Here is a 14,588-nt window from a genome sequence, read left to right as displayed (position 1 = left end):
ACGGCCGGGAAGCATAAAGGGCCATCACTGAACCCGATAAAGGGTCAGGCGCCATCTTCCCGGTCAATACAATACAGTGAAGATGCCCGTTCTGACTCGCAGGTCACGCTATTTTGCCGAATCAGCTCGGCAACGGGTCATTCGACCAACGACCAGTCCAGTGCTGTTCCACGCTTGATAGCCTGACGGGAACGGCGTCCCAGGAGGCTTTGCGCATGCTTGGGCGCCAGCCCGAGCCCCGGACGGATGGCTCTCAGATTTGTCCCGTCGAAGGGCTCGCCGGCCTCCATGTCCCGGGTCACATACAACGACCGACGGTACACCACGGATTGGCGCTCAGCCTCGGTGACGCCGTAATGCACCTGCCCCATGGCTTGCCAGGCGCGTTCGGTTTCGATCACCAGGCTGGCCAGTTCGGAAGGCTCCAGAGAGAAACTGGCGTCGACGCCACCCGCCGCTCGCTCGAGGGTGAAATGCTTTTCCACCACCGTTGCCCCCAGTGCCACCGCCGCCACGGACACACCGACGCCCATGGAGTGATCGGACAGCCCCACTTGGCAATCGAACAACTCGCGCAGATGAGCAATCGTGCGCAGGTTGCTGTTCGCGGGTGATGCCGGATAGGTGCTGGTGCATTTGAGCAGCACCAGATCCTTGCACCCGGCCTCGCGGGCGGTGCGCACGGTTTCATCGAGTTCGGCGATGCTGGCCATGCCGGTGGAAATGATCAGCGGCTTGCCTGTCGCGGCCGCCCGGCGTATCAGCGGCAGATCGGTGTTTTCGAAACTGGCGATCTTGTAGGCCGGCACGTCGAGGCTTTCGAGGAAGTCCACGGCGCTGTCATCGAATGGCGTGGAGAACGCCAGCAAGCCCAGTTCCCTGGCGCGAGCGAAAATCGGCGCATGCCATTCCCAGGGCGTGTGGGCCTTTTCGTACAACGCGTACAACGAAGTACCGGCCCACAGGCTGTTCGGGTCCTTGATGAAAAACGCGCCCTCGGCCAGGTCCAGGGTCATGGTGTCGGCGGTGTAGGTCTGCAGCTTCAACGCATGGGCACCGGCCTTGGCCGCGGCCTCGACGATTTGCAGCGCCATGTCCAGGGACTGGTTATGGTTGCCGCTCATCTCTGCAATGATGAATGGCGGCGCATCGGCACCGATCAGGCGTTCGCCAATCTTGAAGCTAGTCATCTGTGTGATCCTTCAATACGCGCGTGAACGCGCAGGCACTCTGGGTAAAACCGGCTTCGCGAAAGACGCTCAGCGACGGCCGGTTAGCAGGCAACACCTGGGCGGTGAGCGACTCCAGTTCTGGCCAGTGGGCCTTCACAACGTCCTCCCCACGGGCCAGCAACGCCCTGCCCCAGCCCAGGCCGAACCGGCCTTCGAACAGATAGATCGACACCTCGGCGGTAAAACCACGCAGGTCATAACGCAGCACACCGACCGGACCGTCATCGGCCTCGGCAATCAACAACAGCCGCCGGGGATTGCTCAGGCTCGCCGTCAGCCAGTTCTGATGCGCGGGCCATTCGATCACGCCGGTCTCCAGCGACCAGCGACGCACGGCCTCGGTGTTGCGCCCGTCGAACAACAGCTGCGCATCACCCGGGGTCGCCGGGCGCATCCTCAGCACCGCGCCGGCCAGCGTCGCCGCTACCCGCTGCGCGCCACGACCATCGACCAACAGTCGAGATTGTTGCGCCAGGCTCTGGCGCAGACCCTGGTTACCCGCGACAAAGCCGATGGCCAGGCGCAACTGCTCGACACTGACCTGCTCGCGGGCGCCCATGAACACATGGGCACCCGCGGCCGCCATGACCTCGCCGTTGGCCTGCTGGTTGTTCGATACGGCAATGCAAATCGTCGGCAGCCCCATGGCTGCGCGCTCCCAACTGGTGCCGCCACCCGCCCCGACAAACAGGTCGGCTTCGGTCATCAATCGATAAAAGTCGCTGACAAAACTGTGCAGGCGCCAATGCGGGCGACTCGCCGCCATCACCTGCATCTGCGCCCAGGCCGGATTATCCGCACCGGCGACAAAATCGACCTCCAGCTCGACAAAGTCCGCCAGCGCCTGCATCGCATGATAGGTCTGCATGGCCGCGTCGAAACCGCCGAAATTCACCAGCACACGCCGGGCCTGGGGCTTGATTTCGATGGCCGGGCAACAGAACTCGTCGCGCAACATGGCAAACCGCGGGCCGAACAATGTCCGGCAGCCTGGCGCCAGCAGCGAGGTATAAGCCTCTGGCGTACCCGAGAGATTCTGGTTCAGCAGCAAATCGGCGCTGTAGGTCCGCGTGGCGAGGTCATCTACCACGGCGATCCGTGGCGCCCAGCGCCGCGCAGCCGTCTGCCAGTGATGATCGAGGCCGTAGTGATCGACAATGATCCAGTCGAACGCCGGCTGGTGTTCCAGCAACGGCTCGAGCGCGGCGATGTCCACCTGCCATGGCAGCATGGATTCGATGGCTTGTTGCGGGTCTTCATCGCTGTAGCGCTCGGGCAGCGCGAAGGTTTCGAAACCTTCGGCCCGCAGTGCCTCCACTCGATGCCCTGGTAACAGGCGACAGGCGAAAGCCACATGACTGCCCTGCCTGCGCAATACCCGGGCCAGGCACAGGCAGCGTGCGATGTGGCCGCTGCCGATGGTCGGCGAGGCGTCGGAACGAATCAGCACTCTCATTGCAGCTCACCTCCGGCTTTGAGCGCGGCATACAGGTATTCCGCGCGTTTCCAGTCCTGCGGTGTGTCGATGTCCTGCACCAGATGCCGCGGCAGGATGACCGGCAGGCTGTACGGCGAATACAGCACCTCGCCCCGCAGCCAGGCATCGCTGCGGCCCCAGTAGAACTGCCCGGCATCCTGATAGGCGATCGACAAATCCTGGGAGCGGGTATCGCGATACTGCGGATACAGTGCCGTCAATGCACCGTGATCATCAAGGGTCAGGGCTCGCTGAACCGGGAAACCGAAGTCGCACACCGAGAAGGCGAAAGACTTGTCGGGATGCTGTTCCAGCAGGCTCAGCCCCTGGGCAAGAAATCGCGCTTGCAACAACGGCGCGGTCGCGTAGATGCAACAGGCACGATCAAACTTATCACCCTGTTCACCCAAGGCTTGCAGGGCATGGGCGATCACCGCTGCGGTACCCGTGAAGTCATCGGCCAGTGCCGCCGGGCGCATGAAGGGCACCTGGGCGCCACAGTCCCGCGCCAGCCCGGCGATTTCCTCGTCGTCGGTGCTGACCACCACCCGGGAAAACAACCCGGACTCCAGGGCGACCTGAATCGAGCGGGCAATCATCGGCACACCGGCGAACGGCTTGAGGTTCTTGCGGGGTATGCGTTTGCTGCCACCGCGGGCCGGGATGATGGCGACGTTGTTCAACGGCGTTTTTCCAGGACAAACCAGGTGATGTCATCCACAGGGAATTGCCGATCGCGGTGGTAACCGAAACCGTAGTCGACCAGTTGCAGGTCGTCATAGCGATCGAGCATTTCACCGGCAAAATCGCGCTTGAACAACTTGCCGCTGTTGCCGCGATACGGGACCTCGACCGGCGCCGGGTTGTAGTACTCGGCGATCAGTATGTAGCGCTGGCTCAGCTCATACAGTTGCGCGTACGCGGCCGGCAGCAACTCCGGCGCCAGGTGAATCAGCACGCCTTTGCTCAGGGTCAGGTCGAAGGTGCGTTCCCGGGGGAAGTCGAACAGCGAACCCTGCCAGATCTGTGCAATACCCAACGCCCGGGCCGCGGCGCAAGCACCGGCATTGATCTCCACGCCGAACAACTCGCAGCGGGGCAACAGCTGACGCAGGGCCTGCAGATTGTTGCCGGCATTGGTGCCCAGTTCCACCAGGCTGTCGATGTGCCCGACCCGTGTCAGCGCCTTGGCGAACAACGCCAGGTTGGCCGCCACCAGCGGCTGCCCGATATTGCGCTCAACGTACTGGTTGCCGAATTCGCCCTGCCAGAATGTTTCCTGTTCGGTCAGTTCACGCATCACACATTTCCCACGCGCCGCAATGGCTGGATTATTTCGATCAGCTGCCGCATCTGCTCGACCACGTAGTCCTGTTGCTCATCACTGAGCAACGGATACAACGGCAGGCTGATGGCTTCGGCGTAGTAACGTTCGGCCTGCGGAAAATCACCTTCGGCGAACCCGAGATCACGATAGTAAGGCTGCAAATGTACGGGAATGTAGTGCAGGTTCACACCGACCCCGGCAGCTCGCAAGCCCTCGAACACCTCACGATGAGTGAGATTGATCTGATCGAGTTGCAGGCGCACCACATACAGATGCCATGACGACTCGGCCTCCGGTTGTGCAGCGGGCAGGGTCAGCGGCAAATACGCCAGCAAGCGCTCATAACGCGCCGCCAGTTCACGCCGACGCTCGATGAACTCATCCAGTTTGCTCAACTGCGACAAACCAAGGGCCGCTTGCAGGTCGGTAATGCGGTAGTTGAAGCCCAGCTCCACCTGCTCGTAATACCAGGGGCCGTGGCTGGGTCCGGTCATTTGCTGCGGATCCCGGGTCATGCCGTGGCTGCGCAAGCGTTGCAAGCGCTCGGCGAGTTGCGGGCTGTTGGTCATGACCATGCCGCCCTCGGCACTGGTGATGATCTTCACCGGATGAAAGCTGAATACGGTCATCGCGGCAAACTCGCCACAACCCACCGGACGCCCGGCGTAGGACGCACCAGCGGCATGGGCCGCGTCTTCGATCACCGTAATGCCGTATCGCCTGGCCAGTGCGGCAATCCTGCGCATGTCGCAGCTCTGCCCCGAGAACGCCACGGCCACCAGGACTTTCGGCAACCGGCCTTCACGCTCGGCCCGTTCCAGCTTGACGGCCAGCGCAGCGGCATCGAGGTTCCAGGTCAGCGGGTCGATGTCGACAAAATCCACCTCGGCACCGCAGTAGCGACCGCAGTTTGCCGAGGCGAGAAAGGTGTTCGGTGTCGTCCACAGCCAGTCGCCCGGGCCGAGCCCCGCTGCCAGGCAAGCGATGTGCAGGGCCGCCGTGGCATTGCACACCGCCACGGCATAACCGGCCTCGCAGCGTTCGGCCATCGCTCGCTCGAAGCGCTCGATGGTCGGCCCCTGGGTCAGCCAGTCAGACTGCAATACACCGACCACGGCGTCGATATCCGCCTGATCGAGGCTTTGCCGAGCGTAAGGAATCATGCTGGCAACCAGACACGCACCAGTGCGTCCCGGATGATCCGACACCCGAACGAACCGGTCCCGCCTGCGATGAAAATCGATTTTCCGTTGAACATGCCTTGAATCCTTATACCTGTTCGCCGGGCCTAGCCGAGCATCTGCGCCCAGTTCACCAAAGCACTTTCGCCCAGGGCGAAGCCTTTGCCGCTCAAGGCCAGGTTGGCGTTATAGGCCTGGTCCTGGGCAAAGGCTGCCGCCCACTTGTCACGCAGCGCATCGAGGGCCTGCGGCACCTGAGGCACTTCACCCGAATGAATGACCTGTACCAGCGGCGTCCACACGGTGAGGTAACCGGCCTGACCGGCCCTGAGGCACAGATCGACGTCACTCAAGCCGTCGGCGAAGGTCACGCTGTCCAGACCGTCCAGTTCGTCGAACAACGCTTTGCGCACCATCAGGCACACCTTCGACACCGCCGAGTAGTTCTGCTCCAGGGCCAACCGGTGCAGGTAACCTTCGGCGCCATGTTTTTCACCGACAAAGGCTGAGCCCACACCACCGTTCATGCCGAGAATCAGGCCGGCCTGGGTGACCTTGCCGTCGCGGTCGATCAACTTGGGACCGACCACGCCGACTTCCGGACGCTGGGCGTGATTGAGCAGCGATTCAAGCCAGTTCGGGTTGACCACTTCACCGTCGGCGGCCAACAGCACCAGGTACTCGCCCTGCGCCTGCTGGCTGGCCGCGTTGTACAACGCCACATCGCTGAGGGTCTGGTCGGCACGCAGCACGCTGACTTTTGGATGCTGGTAAGTACCGATCCAGTCATTGACCTCGGCTGACTGATTCGGGTTGGCCGCAATCAGCACTTCGTACTGGATGTAGCGGGTACGCAGCAACACAGCTTGCAGGCACTGTTGCAGCGCCACCAGGTCATCCCCGGCCGGCAGGATGATCGACACCAGCGGACGCTCGGTGTGGCGGTAATCGATCTGATAAGTACCCGGCACCGTCGAAGTGATCTTGGCCTTGTAGCCACGATTGCCCAGGTGGCGCAACAACGCCAGGCGCTCATCGGCGTTTTCTTCCAGCGCCGGCGCCCGGGCAATCACCAGCGGCTCATCCAGGTGGGCCAGCCCGTTGAGGCCACCCTGCTCGATGATGCGCAGCAGCAGGTCGAATTCCAGGGCCTTGCTGAAGTCGGGCTGGTAGCCGCCGACTTCAAGGAACACTTCCCGACGGATCAACCAGTGACGCGCCATCAAGGCCGGCAGGCTTTGCAGCAAATCCAGATTGAAGCCAGGGCGGAACACGTCCACCAGTGCGCCTTCGGCGGTGCGCTGGATTTCGTCGGTGGCGACGGCGCGGCAGTCCGCGGCAGACAGCAGCTCCAGGCTGGCACGCAACAGGCCACCGGCAGTGAATTCGTCGCCGGCTTCGGCCAGCATCAACCAGTCGCAAGGCGACTGACGAGCACTCTGGTTCAGCTTGTCGACGTAGTTGCTTTGGGTAACACGGACAAAGTGCAGAGTGTTCTGCGCCGTGGTCGCCGCCGGTGCTTCACCGGTGGTGAAGACCACGATCTTGAACGCCTTGCCGTGGCCTTCGAGCAGGCTGTCGAGGCTGACCTGCAGCTTGTCGATATCGTTATCCAGGTCCAGCAGGAAGATCCCGAACTGTGGACCACCGTCGTTGGCCGCCAGGTGCCGGGCGATCGACTCTGCCTCATGGGCATCGGGCTGACGGGGCGCAAGCCACTTGAGCAAACGACCGGAGAGCATCTTGTCGAACGTCGCACGATTACCCTCGAGCGACACCGCCTCCAGACGTGCAGCCCAATCGCGCAGGGTCTGCGCCTCTTCGTCTTCACCCAGCAATTCCAACTGAGCCGCCAGACGCTTGACCACCGTGCGATTGAACACGTTGCTGTCGTGGGCTTGCCACAAACGGTCGACCACACTTTCCGGCGTGTCATTGTTGCGCGCCAGCATCAGGCTCTGCTGACGGGTCCAGATACCTTCCAGGCCTGCCAACTGAACGCGTCCGGCCGGCATGGCGTGCAACAGGAATTCGAACTGGGTCAACTGATCAAAAAACTGTTGATTGTAGAACGGCATTTCGACGTACTGCTTGGGGCCGAAACGGCGCTCAGGGCCTTTCTCGACGCTCGTCCAGGCGGACTCGATAATCAGCTCGGTGGTCAGTGCGCGACCGGTGCGCAAGCTATCGGCCAGGGCTTCAAAGCTTTGCAGCGCGAACTGCCGGCCTTGCTCCGGGTCTTCGTTTTGAACGTGAGTCGGTAGCCCGAAGAGGAAATCGGCAAAGGCCTCGCGCTCGGCGACCGTCTTGGCATCGGTATGCGCCAGCGTGTGGAAGATCTCGGTGTTGTGGTCCGAATACCCGTAGTTCATCTCCCGCACCACATACGGGATCGGCAGAATCCGCGCCTTGCCCCGCGCCAGCATGTAGTACGTGTGACCGATTTCCTGCCATTGGAAGGACGTATCCTGAGGCATCACCTGATACCAGTCACGTACCAGGTCGGTGCGTTGTACGGCATAGAAAGGCGGCAGGTACTGGTGCATGTAATCGAGCACACGCTCCTCGGCGTGCTCGGACGAATAGTCTTCGCAAACCTTCTTGTCACGCCGAAAGTAGCTGACGCTGTTGGGTTGCGACAGGTACATCATGCTGTAGCCGTGGCACAGGCCGTAGTCGGGATTGGCCTCCATGAATGCCACGGCGGCGCGCAAGGCATCATGCACATGGAAGTCATCGTCGGCAGCGAACACCATGAACGGTGTGGTCACTTGCTCCACGCCAAAGGCCAGCTTGGCGCGAACGCCCCAGTAGCCAAACTGCGGGACATGCTGGTAATCCACATTTTCAAACTGCCCGGCCAGGCTTGGCTGACCTTCGGTCGAAGAGTCCAGCACCAGAATCCTGCAAGGCAAGCCGCTATAGAAACGTGCCGCACGGCGCAAAAATGCCGGCCGCTCGTGAGACATCAGCACCACGGTCAACTGTTCGTTGAGTGCCAACCCGTGTTCAGAATTGTTCTTGCCTTGCATACATTTCCCCACAACGGCGAATCGCCGAAAAAACCCAACGATGTCTTGTCGATTACCGCACGCGACGCAGGTAGCCATCCGGCGCGACGGTGATCAACAGCTTGCTGTGAATGGCCCGGTCGATTTCAAAATCGCGGTTTTCTTCCAGGTAGGCCCATACCGCAGTTTTCGGGTTGTCGCCCTTGCCCCACGGACGGTCCGGGAACGCATCTTCCGGCATGTCTTCAACCACGGTATCCATCACCACGCAGTAGCTGCCCACCGAGGTCATCGGTGCATAGGCACGCAGCTCTTCGAGTACGTGCTCGTGGGTGTGGTTGGAGTCCAGGACCACCAGCACTGTCTTGCCTTCGACGCGCTGACGGACCTGCTCGACGATCGCCGGATCAATGCTCGAACCCTGGATCATCCGGATCCGCTTGCTCATCGGGTGCGCTTCGATTGCCTCACGGTTGTGCTGGCGGATATCGATGTCGACGCCCAGCACTTCGCCATGGCCGATCAGTTCCAGCATCGAGGCGTAAAACACCAGCGAGCCGCCGTGGGCGATACCGGTCTCGACGATGATGTCCGGCCGCAGCGTCCAGATGATCTCCTGCATGGCGACCATGTCCTGGGGGAACTGAATGATCGGGCGGCCCATCCAGCTGAAGTTGTAGGTGTACTTATGCCTGGCAGTCGTGCCAACCCAGTCCAGCGACGTGGCTTGCAAGGCTTTGTCCTGTTGCAGGCCTTCGATGTTGTCTTTTACTTCTTCACGAAACTGCTCATGAGGATTCATTACAGACTCTCCGGAAATTAGTCGCGGTGGTTACTTGAAAACCCGACCGTCTTGAAAGGAAGCAGGATTGGTCTTGATGGTTTTGGCGGGGCTGCCCACCACAACCGCATAGTCTGGAACGTCTCTGGTCACCACGGCGCCCGCACCGATGGTGACCCAACGACCGATGCGCAAACGCGGCAGGATCGTGGCGTTGGTGCCGATGAAGGTGCCGTCACCGATCTCGACACAACCGGCAATGCAGACACCGGGAGCCATGAACACCGAATGGCCGACCTGCCCCTCATGCCCGACCACGCTGCCGGCGCTGATACTGGTGTTGTCACCCAGGCTGACTTGCGCCTGCATGATCACGCCCTCTTGCAGATAGGTGCCGACGCCCATGGTGATCATCGTCAGATCGATGCCCGGGTGGATGAAGTTGCCCAGGGTGCCGCCGGCCTCGACGATCTCGCAGGTGGTCCGGTAACGCAGCGCCGTGCTGCCAGTGATCAAATTGACAAAGCGTGCGTCGGGGCCTTTCAGCTCGGCCACCTTGTCGGTGCCCCCCACCACCGGCACGCCATGAAACAGCGTGCCTTGCTTGGCCGGATCGTTATCGAGAAAGGCGAACTGCACGTCCGGCTGGCTGCGTTGCAGGGTGAGGATCATCCGTACCGCTTCAGGATTGGCCGCCCCCAGCAGGTAAACCTTCATAGTCGGGTCCTTTTGAGTACCAGCGCGCGCAGCACCTCGATGACCCGGTGCTGATCGTCATCGGTCATGTCGTGGTAACTCGGCAGATTGATCGCGCGCTCCGGCAGCGAATGCGCCACGGGCGAGTCGGCCGTCAGTTGGCTGAACATCGGCAAGGACGACAGCGGCCAGAAGAACACCCGCGCGTCGATATCGGCGGCCTGGAAGGCTGCGCTCAACCTGTCCCGCGTGATCCCCAGCTCGCGGTCAAAGACCACGGTGGGCATCCAGTAACCGTTGCGCGCATGTTCGGGCTCAGGGTTCATGGACAAGCCCGGCAACGACGCCAACGCCTCGGCGTAGTGGGCGAAGATTGCTCGCTTGCGTTCGATCAGCTCGTCGATCCGCTCGACCTGTGCGCAACCGACGGCCGCTTGCAGGTTGCTCATCTTGTATTTGAAACCGAGGAAATCCGGCCAGAACTGTTTGCTGCTGCCCGCCACCCGGCCATGGTTGGACAGGGTCAGTACGCGGTCATACAGGGCCTTGTCCGACGTCACGAAGATGCCGCCTTCGCCAGTGGTCATGGTCTTGGTGCCGTGAAAGGAAAACGCACCGAACGCACCCAGGGAGCCGGCTGCGTAACCACGCCACTGCGAGCCGATCGCCTCGGCCGCGTCTTCGATGACCGGCAGGCCAAACTCGCGACCGATGGCCAGCAACGCATCCATGTCGCAGAGATTGCCGTAGAGGTGCACCGCCAGGATCGCTTTGGTCCGTGGGGTGATCGCCTGGCGAACCTGCTGCGGGTCGAGGCACCAACTGTCGGCCAGCACGTCGACGAACACCGGCGTCGCGCCCAGATAGGTGATGGGCGCGGCCGAGGCGATCCAGTTGGTATCGGCGAGGATCACCTCATCGCCGGTACCGATGCCCAGCGCCGCCATGCCCATGTGCAGCGCCCCGGTGCAACTGGACGTTGCAATCGCGTACGTCGCACCCAGGTGCTCGGCAAAGGACTTTTCGAAGCGCGTCAGGTACTCGTAGCAGCGCTCTCCCCAGCCATGGCGGACGGCATCGAGTACGTAGTCAGCTTCCAGCTCACCGACACTGGGTTTGGTGTAATGAATTCGGCTCATCGAATGATCAACTCGGGAATGGCAATGACAAAACGACCGTCCCATGCACGGATGCCGGCAAAGGCCTGGGTGATCTCATCCAGCAGGTTCCACGGCAGCACCAGCACGTAGTCCGGTTTTTCGATGTCGATCTGTGCCGGCGACACGATCGGAATGCGGCTACCGGGCAGATACTTGCCTTGCTTGTGCGGGTTGGCATCGGCCACCCAGGCCAGCAGGTCCGGCTTGACCCCGGCGTAGTTGAGCAGGGTGTTGCCCTTGGCGGCGGCGCCGTAGCCGACCACGCGCTTGCCATCGGCCCTGGCCTGCAACAGGAAACGCAGCAGGTCATGCTTGATGCGCTCGGCGGCGGGCGCCAGGGTCGCGTAGTACCCAGGGGTTTTCACCCCGGCGGCGAGTTCGGCCTGCAGTTGTTTCCGGACCGCCGGTTGCACTTCCCGACGCTCGCCATCCACCCGCTGGACGAACACCCGCAGCGAACCGCCATGGGTCGAGAGCTGACTGACGTCGAACACTTGCAGGCCATTGCGCTCGCACAAGGTCTGCACAGCGGTCAGCGACAGGTAGGAATAATGCTCGTGGTACAGCGTGTCGAACTGCTGGCCGGCCATCAGCGTCAGCAGTTGCGGAAATTCGAAGGTCGCCACACCCGTCGGCTTGAGCAGGGTCGCGAAACCGCCGAGAAAATCATTGATGTCCGGGACGTGGGCCAGCACGTTGTTGGCGGCCATCAGGTCGGCGCCCCAGCCTTCGCTTTTCAGCTGCGCGGCCGTGTCGCGACCGAAAAACAGTTCACGAATCTCCAGGCCTTTTTCCCGCGCCGCTTGCGCGGTGCTGCGGGTCGGCTCGACGCCCAGGCAAGGGATGCCGCGCCTGGCCACGTACTGCAACAGGTAACCGTCGTTGGCCGCGACTTCCACCACACGGCTATCGGTGCTCAGGCCGAAGCGTTCGACCATCTCGGCCACATAACGCTCGGCATGGGCCAGCCAGGTGCTGGAGAACGAACTGAAATAGGCGTACTCGGCATCGAACAGGCTGTCGGCGCTGGTGTAATCCTCGGTTTGCACCAGCCAGCATTGCTGGCACACGGCAACCTTCAACGGCACCCATTGTTCGGCCTGCTCCAGCTGGTCGACACGCACGTAGGCGTTGGACGGTGGCGAGGTGCCCAGGTCAATCAGCGGCAGGGTCAGCGCAGTCGCGCAACCACGGCAGTTCATAGTCGCACTCCGGCAAAGTGTTCATCGAGCGCCGGATGACTCGCATCGCGCACCGACAGATTATTGACAGGCAACGGCCAGGCAATCGCCAGCCGTGGATCGAGCACCGACAACCCGCCTTCGTGTTCCGGCGTGTAGTCGTTGCTGTGCAGGTAAAGCAGCTCGGCGTCGGCGCTCAGGGTCTGGAAGCCGTGGGCGAACCCGGCCGCAATCAACAGGCTGCGGCCATCACCGGCACGCAAGTGTTCGGCGTGCCAGTGCAGAAAGGTCTCGGAGTCGGGACGCAGATCCACCGCGACATCCCAGACTTCACCACGCAGGCAGGTGATCAACTTGGCTTCCGGCGCACGGGCATTCTGGTAATGCAGGCCACGCACGCTGCCGCGTTCGCGGGTGCAGGAGTGATTGATCTGGCGGATATGAAACGACTGGCCAAACGCACCGAGGCTGCCTTCGCAAAACAACCGGGAAAAGTGCCCGCGCTCGTCTTCGAAGCGTTTGTGCTGCACGCTGAACAAACCGCTCAGCGGCAACGCCTTCAGCAGAAATTCACTCACAGCGCGCCTCGGTACAGGTTCAATTGCGCCAGGCTGATGGCGCGCATGTCATCGCCGTTCTGCCACGCCAAATGCCAATCCAGGGTCTGGGTCAGGCACTGCTGCAACGACCAGCGCGGTTGCCAGCCGAGCAATTGACGGGCGCGGCTGCTGTCCAGGCGCAGCAGGCCGGCCTCATGCAAATCGCTCGGTTCGATGCGTAGCCCGCGTGCCTGCGGCCAGCGGCTGGCGAGCAGTTCGACCACTTCACCGACGCTGCACATGTCCGCCTCGCCAGGGCCGAAATTCCACGCCCCGGCAAATTGCGGGCCTTGCTCATACAGGCCGGCAGCCAATTGCAGATAGCCGGCCAGCGGTTCCAGCGCGTGCTGCCATGGGCGCACCGCCTGCGGATAGCGCAAGGTCACGGGTTCATCCGCCGACCACGCCCGCAGCACGTCGGGAATCAACCGCTCCGGGGCGAAATCGCCACCACCGAGCACGTTGCCGGCGCGCGCCGTGGCCAGCGCCAGACCGTGCTCGGCGTGCTTTTGCGGCGCAAAGAACGAGGCGGCATAGGATTGCGCCAGCAATTCGCAGCACGCCTTGCTGCTGCTGTAGGGATCGTGACCGCCCAACGCTTCGTTTTCGCGGTACGGCCACAACCATTCCTGATTGGCGTAGACCTTGTCGGTGGTTACCAGCACGCAGGCGCGCACACCGCCCACCTGACGGATCGCTTCGAGCAGGTTGAGCGTGCCCATGACGTTGCTGGAATAGGTGCCCAACGGGTCGCGATAACCTTCGCGCACCAGCGGCTGGGCCGCCAGGTGCAGGACGATTTCCGGCCGGGTCTCGGCGATCAGCTCCAGCAAGGCCCCGAGGTCACGCAAGTCGCCGCGCTGATCGTTGATGCCTTCATGCACCCGCGCCAGTTCGAACAGGCTCGGCTCGGTGGACGGATCGAGGGAAAACCCGCTGACCTCGGCACCCAGACTTTGCAGCCACAACGTCAGCCAACTGCCCTTGAACCCGGTGTGGCCGGTGACCAGCACCCGCTTGCCGCGCCAGAATTGCGGGCTCAGGCCCATTGCTTCCATGGGGCCTCCCCGCTCTGCCACAACGCTTCCAGGTGATTCTTGTCACGCAGGGTGTCCATCGGTTGCCAGAAACCGTCGTGCTGGAACGCCATGAGCTCGCCACGCTCGGCCAGACCATCCAGCGGTCCGGACTCCCACGAGGTCTCGTCGCCGTCGATCAGCGGCAGCACCTTGGGCGACAGGACGAAGAACCCGCCATTGATCCAGCCACCGTCGCCGCGAGGCTTTTCGGTGAAGCCCAGGACACGGTCGCCATCGCGATTGAGCGCGCCATACCGGCCGGGTGGTTGCACTGCGGTGACGGTCGCCAGTTTTCCGTGCTGGAGATGAAAATCCACCAACGCGCCAATGTTGAGGTCCGAGACGCCGTCGCCGTAGGTAAAACAGAAGGCCTTTTCGTCTTCGAGGTAGCGTCGGGCGCGGCGCAATCGGCCGCCGGTCATGGTCTCTTCGCCGGTGTCGATCAGCGTGACGCGCCATGGCTCGCTGTAGTTCTGGTGAACATCCATGCGGTTGTTGCACATGTCGAACGTGACGTCGGAGGTGTGCAGAAAGTAGTTGGCGAAGAAGTCCTTGATCGCATAGCCCTTGTAGCCAAGGCAGATCACGAAATCGTGGATCCCGTGAGCGGAGTACTGTTTCATGATGTGCCAGAGAATTGGCTTGCCGCCGACCTCGATCATCGGCTTGGGCTTGAGGTGCGACTCCTCGCTGATCCGCGTACCCAGGCCACCCGCCAAAATAACTGCCTTCATCCCCTTCCTCTCTTGTTCGTCACAGGGCTCAGCCAAGCTGTATCAAGCTTTTGCGGGCCATCAGGGTTAAACCTGCTGCCGTTCAGGGCGCATCCGGACTCACCGGAAGTGCTCGTTTTATGGCGATATA

The 14,588-nt window shown here is 62.1% G+C and carries 13 protein-coding genes; all 13 read right to left on the bottom strand.

The window, feature by feature from the left end; translation table 11 throughout:
- Positions 1-137: 137 nt before the first annotated feature.
- The gene (pseI, locus tag AC3IT9_RS07580) at positions 138-1,190 is read right to left on the bottom strand and encodes a pseudaminic acid synthase (protein ID WP_489272574.1); all 1,053 of its coding nucleotides are present in this window, start codon (positions 1,188-1,190) and stop codon (positions 138-140) included.
- A complete protein-coding gene (gene pseG / locus AC3IT9_RS07575; RefSeq protein WP_489272573.1) occupies positions 1,183-2,688 on the bottom strand; it encodes a UDP-2,4-diacetamido-2,4,6-trideoxy-beta-L-altropyranose hydrolase in 1,506 nt (501 codons plus the stop codon). Before pseG ends, pseI begins: the two co-directional genes overlap by 8 nt.
- Positions 2,685-3,392 (bottom strand): pseudaminic acid cytidylyltransferase, encoded by a 708-nt coding sequence (gene pseF / locus AC3IT9_RS07570; RefSeq protein ID WP_353742332.1) that lies wholly within the window; start codon positions 3,390-3,392, stop codon positions 2,685-2,687. The genes pseG and pseF overlap by 4 nt, the downstream gene beginning before the upstream one ends.
- Positions 3,389-4,009, bottom strand: coding sequence for a pseudaminic acid biosynthesis-associated methylase (locus tag AC3IT9_RS07565; RefSeq protein WP_423502031.1), 621 nt, complete (start codon positions 4,007-4,009; stop codon positions 3,389-3,391). Before AC3IT9_RS07565 ends, pseF begins: the two co-directional genes overlap by 4 nt.
- Positions 4,009-5,199, bottom strand: coding sequence for a UDP-4-amino-4,6-dideoxy-N-acetyl-beta-L-altrosamine transaminase (gene pseC / locus AC3IT9_RS07560; protein WP_489272572.1), 1,191 nt, complete (start codon positions 5,197-5,199; stop codon positions 4,009-4,011). The genes AC3IT9_RS07565 and pseC overlap by 1 nt, the downstream gene beginning before the upstream one ends.
- A 125-nt stretch (positions 5,200-5,324) precedes the next feature.
- Complete coding sequence (locus AC3IT9_RS07555; RefSeq protein WP_489272570.1) at positions 5,325-8,249, bottom strand: TIGR00180 family glycosyltransferase; 2,925 nt, start codon at positions 8,247-8,249, stop codon at positions 5,325-5,327.
- Positions 8,250-8,301: 52 nt separating this feature from the next.
- On the bottom strand, positions 8,302-9,030 hold the full coding sequence (locus AC3IT9_RS07550; protein WP_489272569.1) for a cephalosporin hydroxylase family protein: 729 nt from the start codon (positions 9,028-9,030) through the stop codon (positions 8,302-8,304).
- A gap of 30 nt (positions 9,031-9,060) precedes the next feature.
- Positions 9,061-9,726 carry an acetyltransferase gene (locus tag AC3IT9_RS07545; protein WP_489272568.1) on the bottom strand — a complete coding sequence of 222 codons (666 nt, stop codon included), beginning with the start codon at positions 9,724-9,726 and terminating at the stop codon, positions 9,061-9,063.
- Positions 9,723-10,844 (bottom strand): DegT/DnrJ/EryC1/StrS family aminotransferase, encoded by a 1,122-nt coding sequence (locus AC3IT9_RS07540; protein ID WP_489272567.1) that lies wholly within the window; start codon positions 10,842-10,844, stop codon positions 9,723-9,725. The genes AC3IT9_RS07545 and AC3IT9_RS07540 overlap by 4 nt, the downstream gene beginning before the upstream one ends.
- Positions 10,841-12,067 carry a methyltransferase domain-containing protein gene (locus tag AC3IT9_RS07535; protein ID WP_489272566.1) on the bottom strand — a complete coding sequence of 409 codons (1,227 nt, stop codon included), beginning with the start codon at positions 12,065-12,067 and terminating at the stop codon, positions 10,841-10,843. The genes AC3IT9_RS07540 and AC3IT9_RS07535 overlap by 4 nt, the downstream gene beginning before the upstream one ends.
- Entirely contained in the window at positions 12,064-12,624 is a 561-nt protein-coding gene (locus AC3IT9_RS07530) for a dTDP-4-dehydrorhamnose 3,5-epimerase family protein (RefSeq protein ID WP_151213396.1), read from the bottom strand. Before AC3IT9_RS07530 ends, AC3IT9_RS07535 begins: the two co-directional genes overlap by 4 nt.
- Complete coding sequence (gene rfbG / locus AC3IT9_RS07525; RefSeq protein WP_150724439.1) at positions 12,621-13,703, bottom strand: CDP-glucose 4,6-dehydratase; 1,083 nt, start codon at positions 13,701-13,703, stop codon at positions 12,621-12,623. Before rfbG ends, AC3IT9_RS07530 begins: the two co-directional genes overlap by 4 nt.
- On the bottom strand, positions 13,685-14,458 hold the full coding sequence (rfbF, locus tag AC3IT9_RS07520) for a glucose-1-phosphate cytidylyltransferase (RefSeq protein ID WP_150724438.1): 774 nt from the start codon (positions 14,456-14,458) through the stop codon (positions 13,685-13,687). Before rfbF ends, rfbG begins: the two co-directional genes overlap by 19 nt.
- Between the last annotated feature and the right edge of the window lie 130 nt (positions 14,459-14,588).

Source organism: Pseudomonas sp. KH_046_1, from assembly GCF_057839025.1.
This window is presented reverse-complemented; position numbering and strand designations above follow the sequence as displayed.

What these genes read in the sequence shown, in the direction of transcription:
- pseC (WP_489272572.1), bottom strand. Translation starts at nt 5,199, where the DNA reads ATGATTCCTTACGCTCGGCAAAGCCTCGATCAGGCGGATATCGACGCC.
- AC3IT9_RS07555 (WP_489272570.1), bottom strand. Translation starts at nt 8,249, where the DNA reads ATGCAAGGCAAGAACAATTCTGAACACGGGTTGGCACTCAACGAACAG.
- AC3IT9_RS07550 (WP_489272569.1), bottom strand. Translation starts at nt 9,030, where the DNA reads ATGAATCCTCATGAGCAGTTTCGTGAAGAAGTAAAAGACAACATCGAA.
- rfbF (WP_150724438.1), bottom strand. Translation starts at nt 14,458, where the DNA reads ATGAAGGCAGTTATTTTGGCGGGTGGCCTGGGTACGCGGATCAGCGAG.
- AC3IT9_RS07545 (WP_489272568.1), bottom strand. Translation starts at nt 9,726, where the DNA reads ATGAAGGTTTACCTGCTGGGGGCGGCCAATCCTGAAGCGGTACGGATG.
- pseI (WP_489272574.1), bottom strand. Translation starts at nt 1,190, where the DNA reads ATGACTAGCTTCAAGATTGGCGAACGCCTGATCGGTGCCGATGCGCCG.
- AC3IT9_RS07535 (WP_489272566.1), bottom strand. Translation starts at nt 12,067, where the DNA reads ATGAACTGCCGTGGTTGCGCGACTGCGCTGACCCTGCCGCTGATTGAC.
- rfbG (WP_150724439.1), bottom strand. Translation starts at nt 13,703, where the DNA reads ATGGAAGCAATGGGCCTGAGCCCGCAATTCTGGCGCGGCAAGCGGGTG.
- AC3IT9_RS07565 (WP_423502031.1), bottom strand. Translation starts at nt 4,009, where the DNA reads ATGCGTGAACTGACCGAACAGGAAACATTCTGGCAGGGCGAATTCGGC.
- pseG (WP_489272573.1), bottom strand. Translation starts at nt 2,688, where the DNA reads ATGAGAGTGCTGATTCGTTCCGACGCCTCGCCGACCATCGGCAGCGGC.
- AC3IT9_RS07540 (WP_489272567.1), bottom strand. Translation starts at nt 10,844, where the DNA reads ATGAGCCGAATTCATTACACCAAACCCAGTGTCGGTGAGCTGGAAGCT.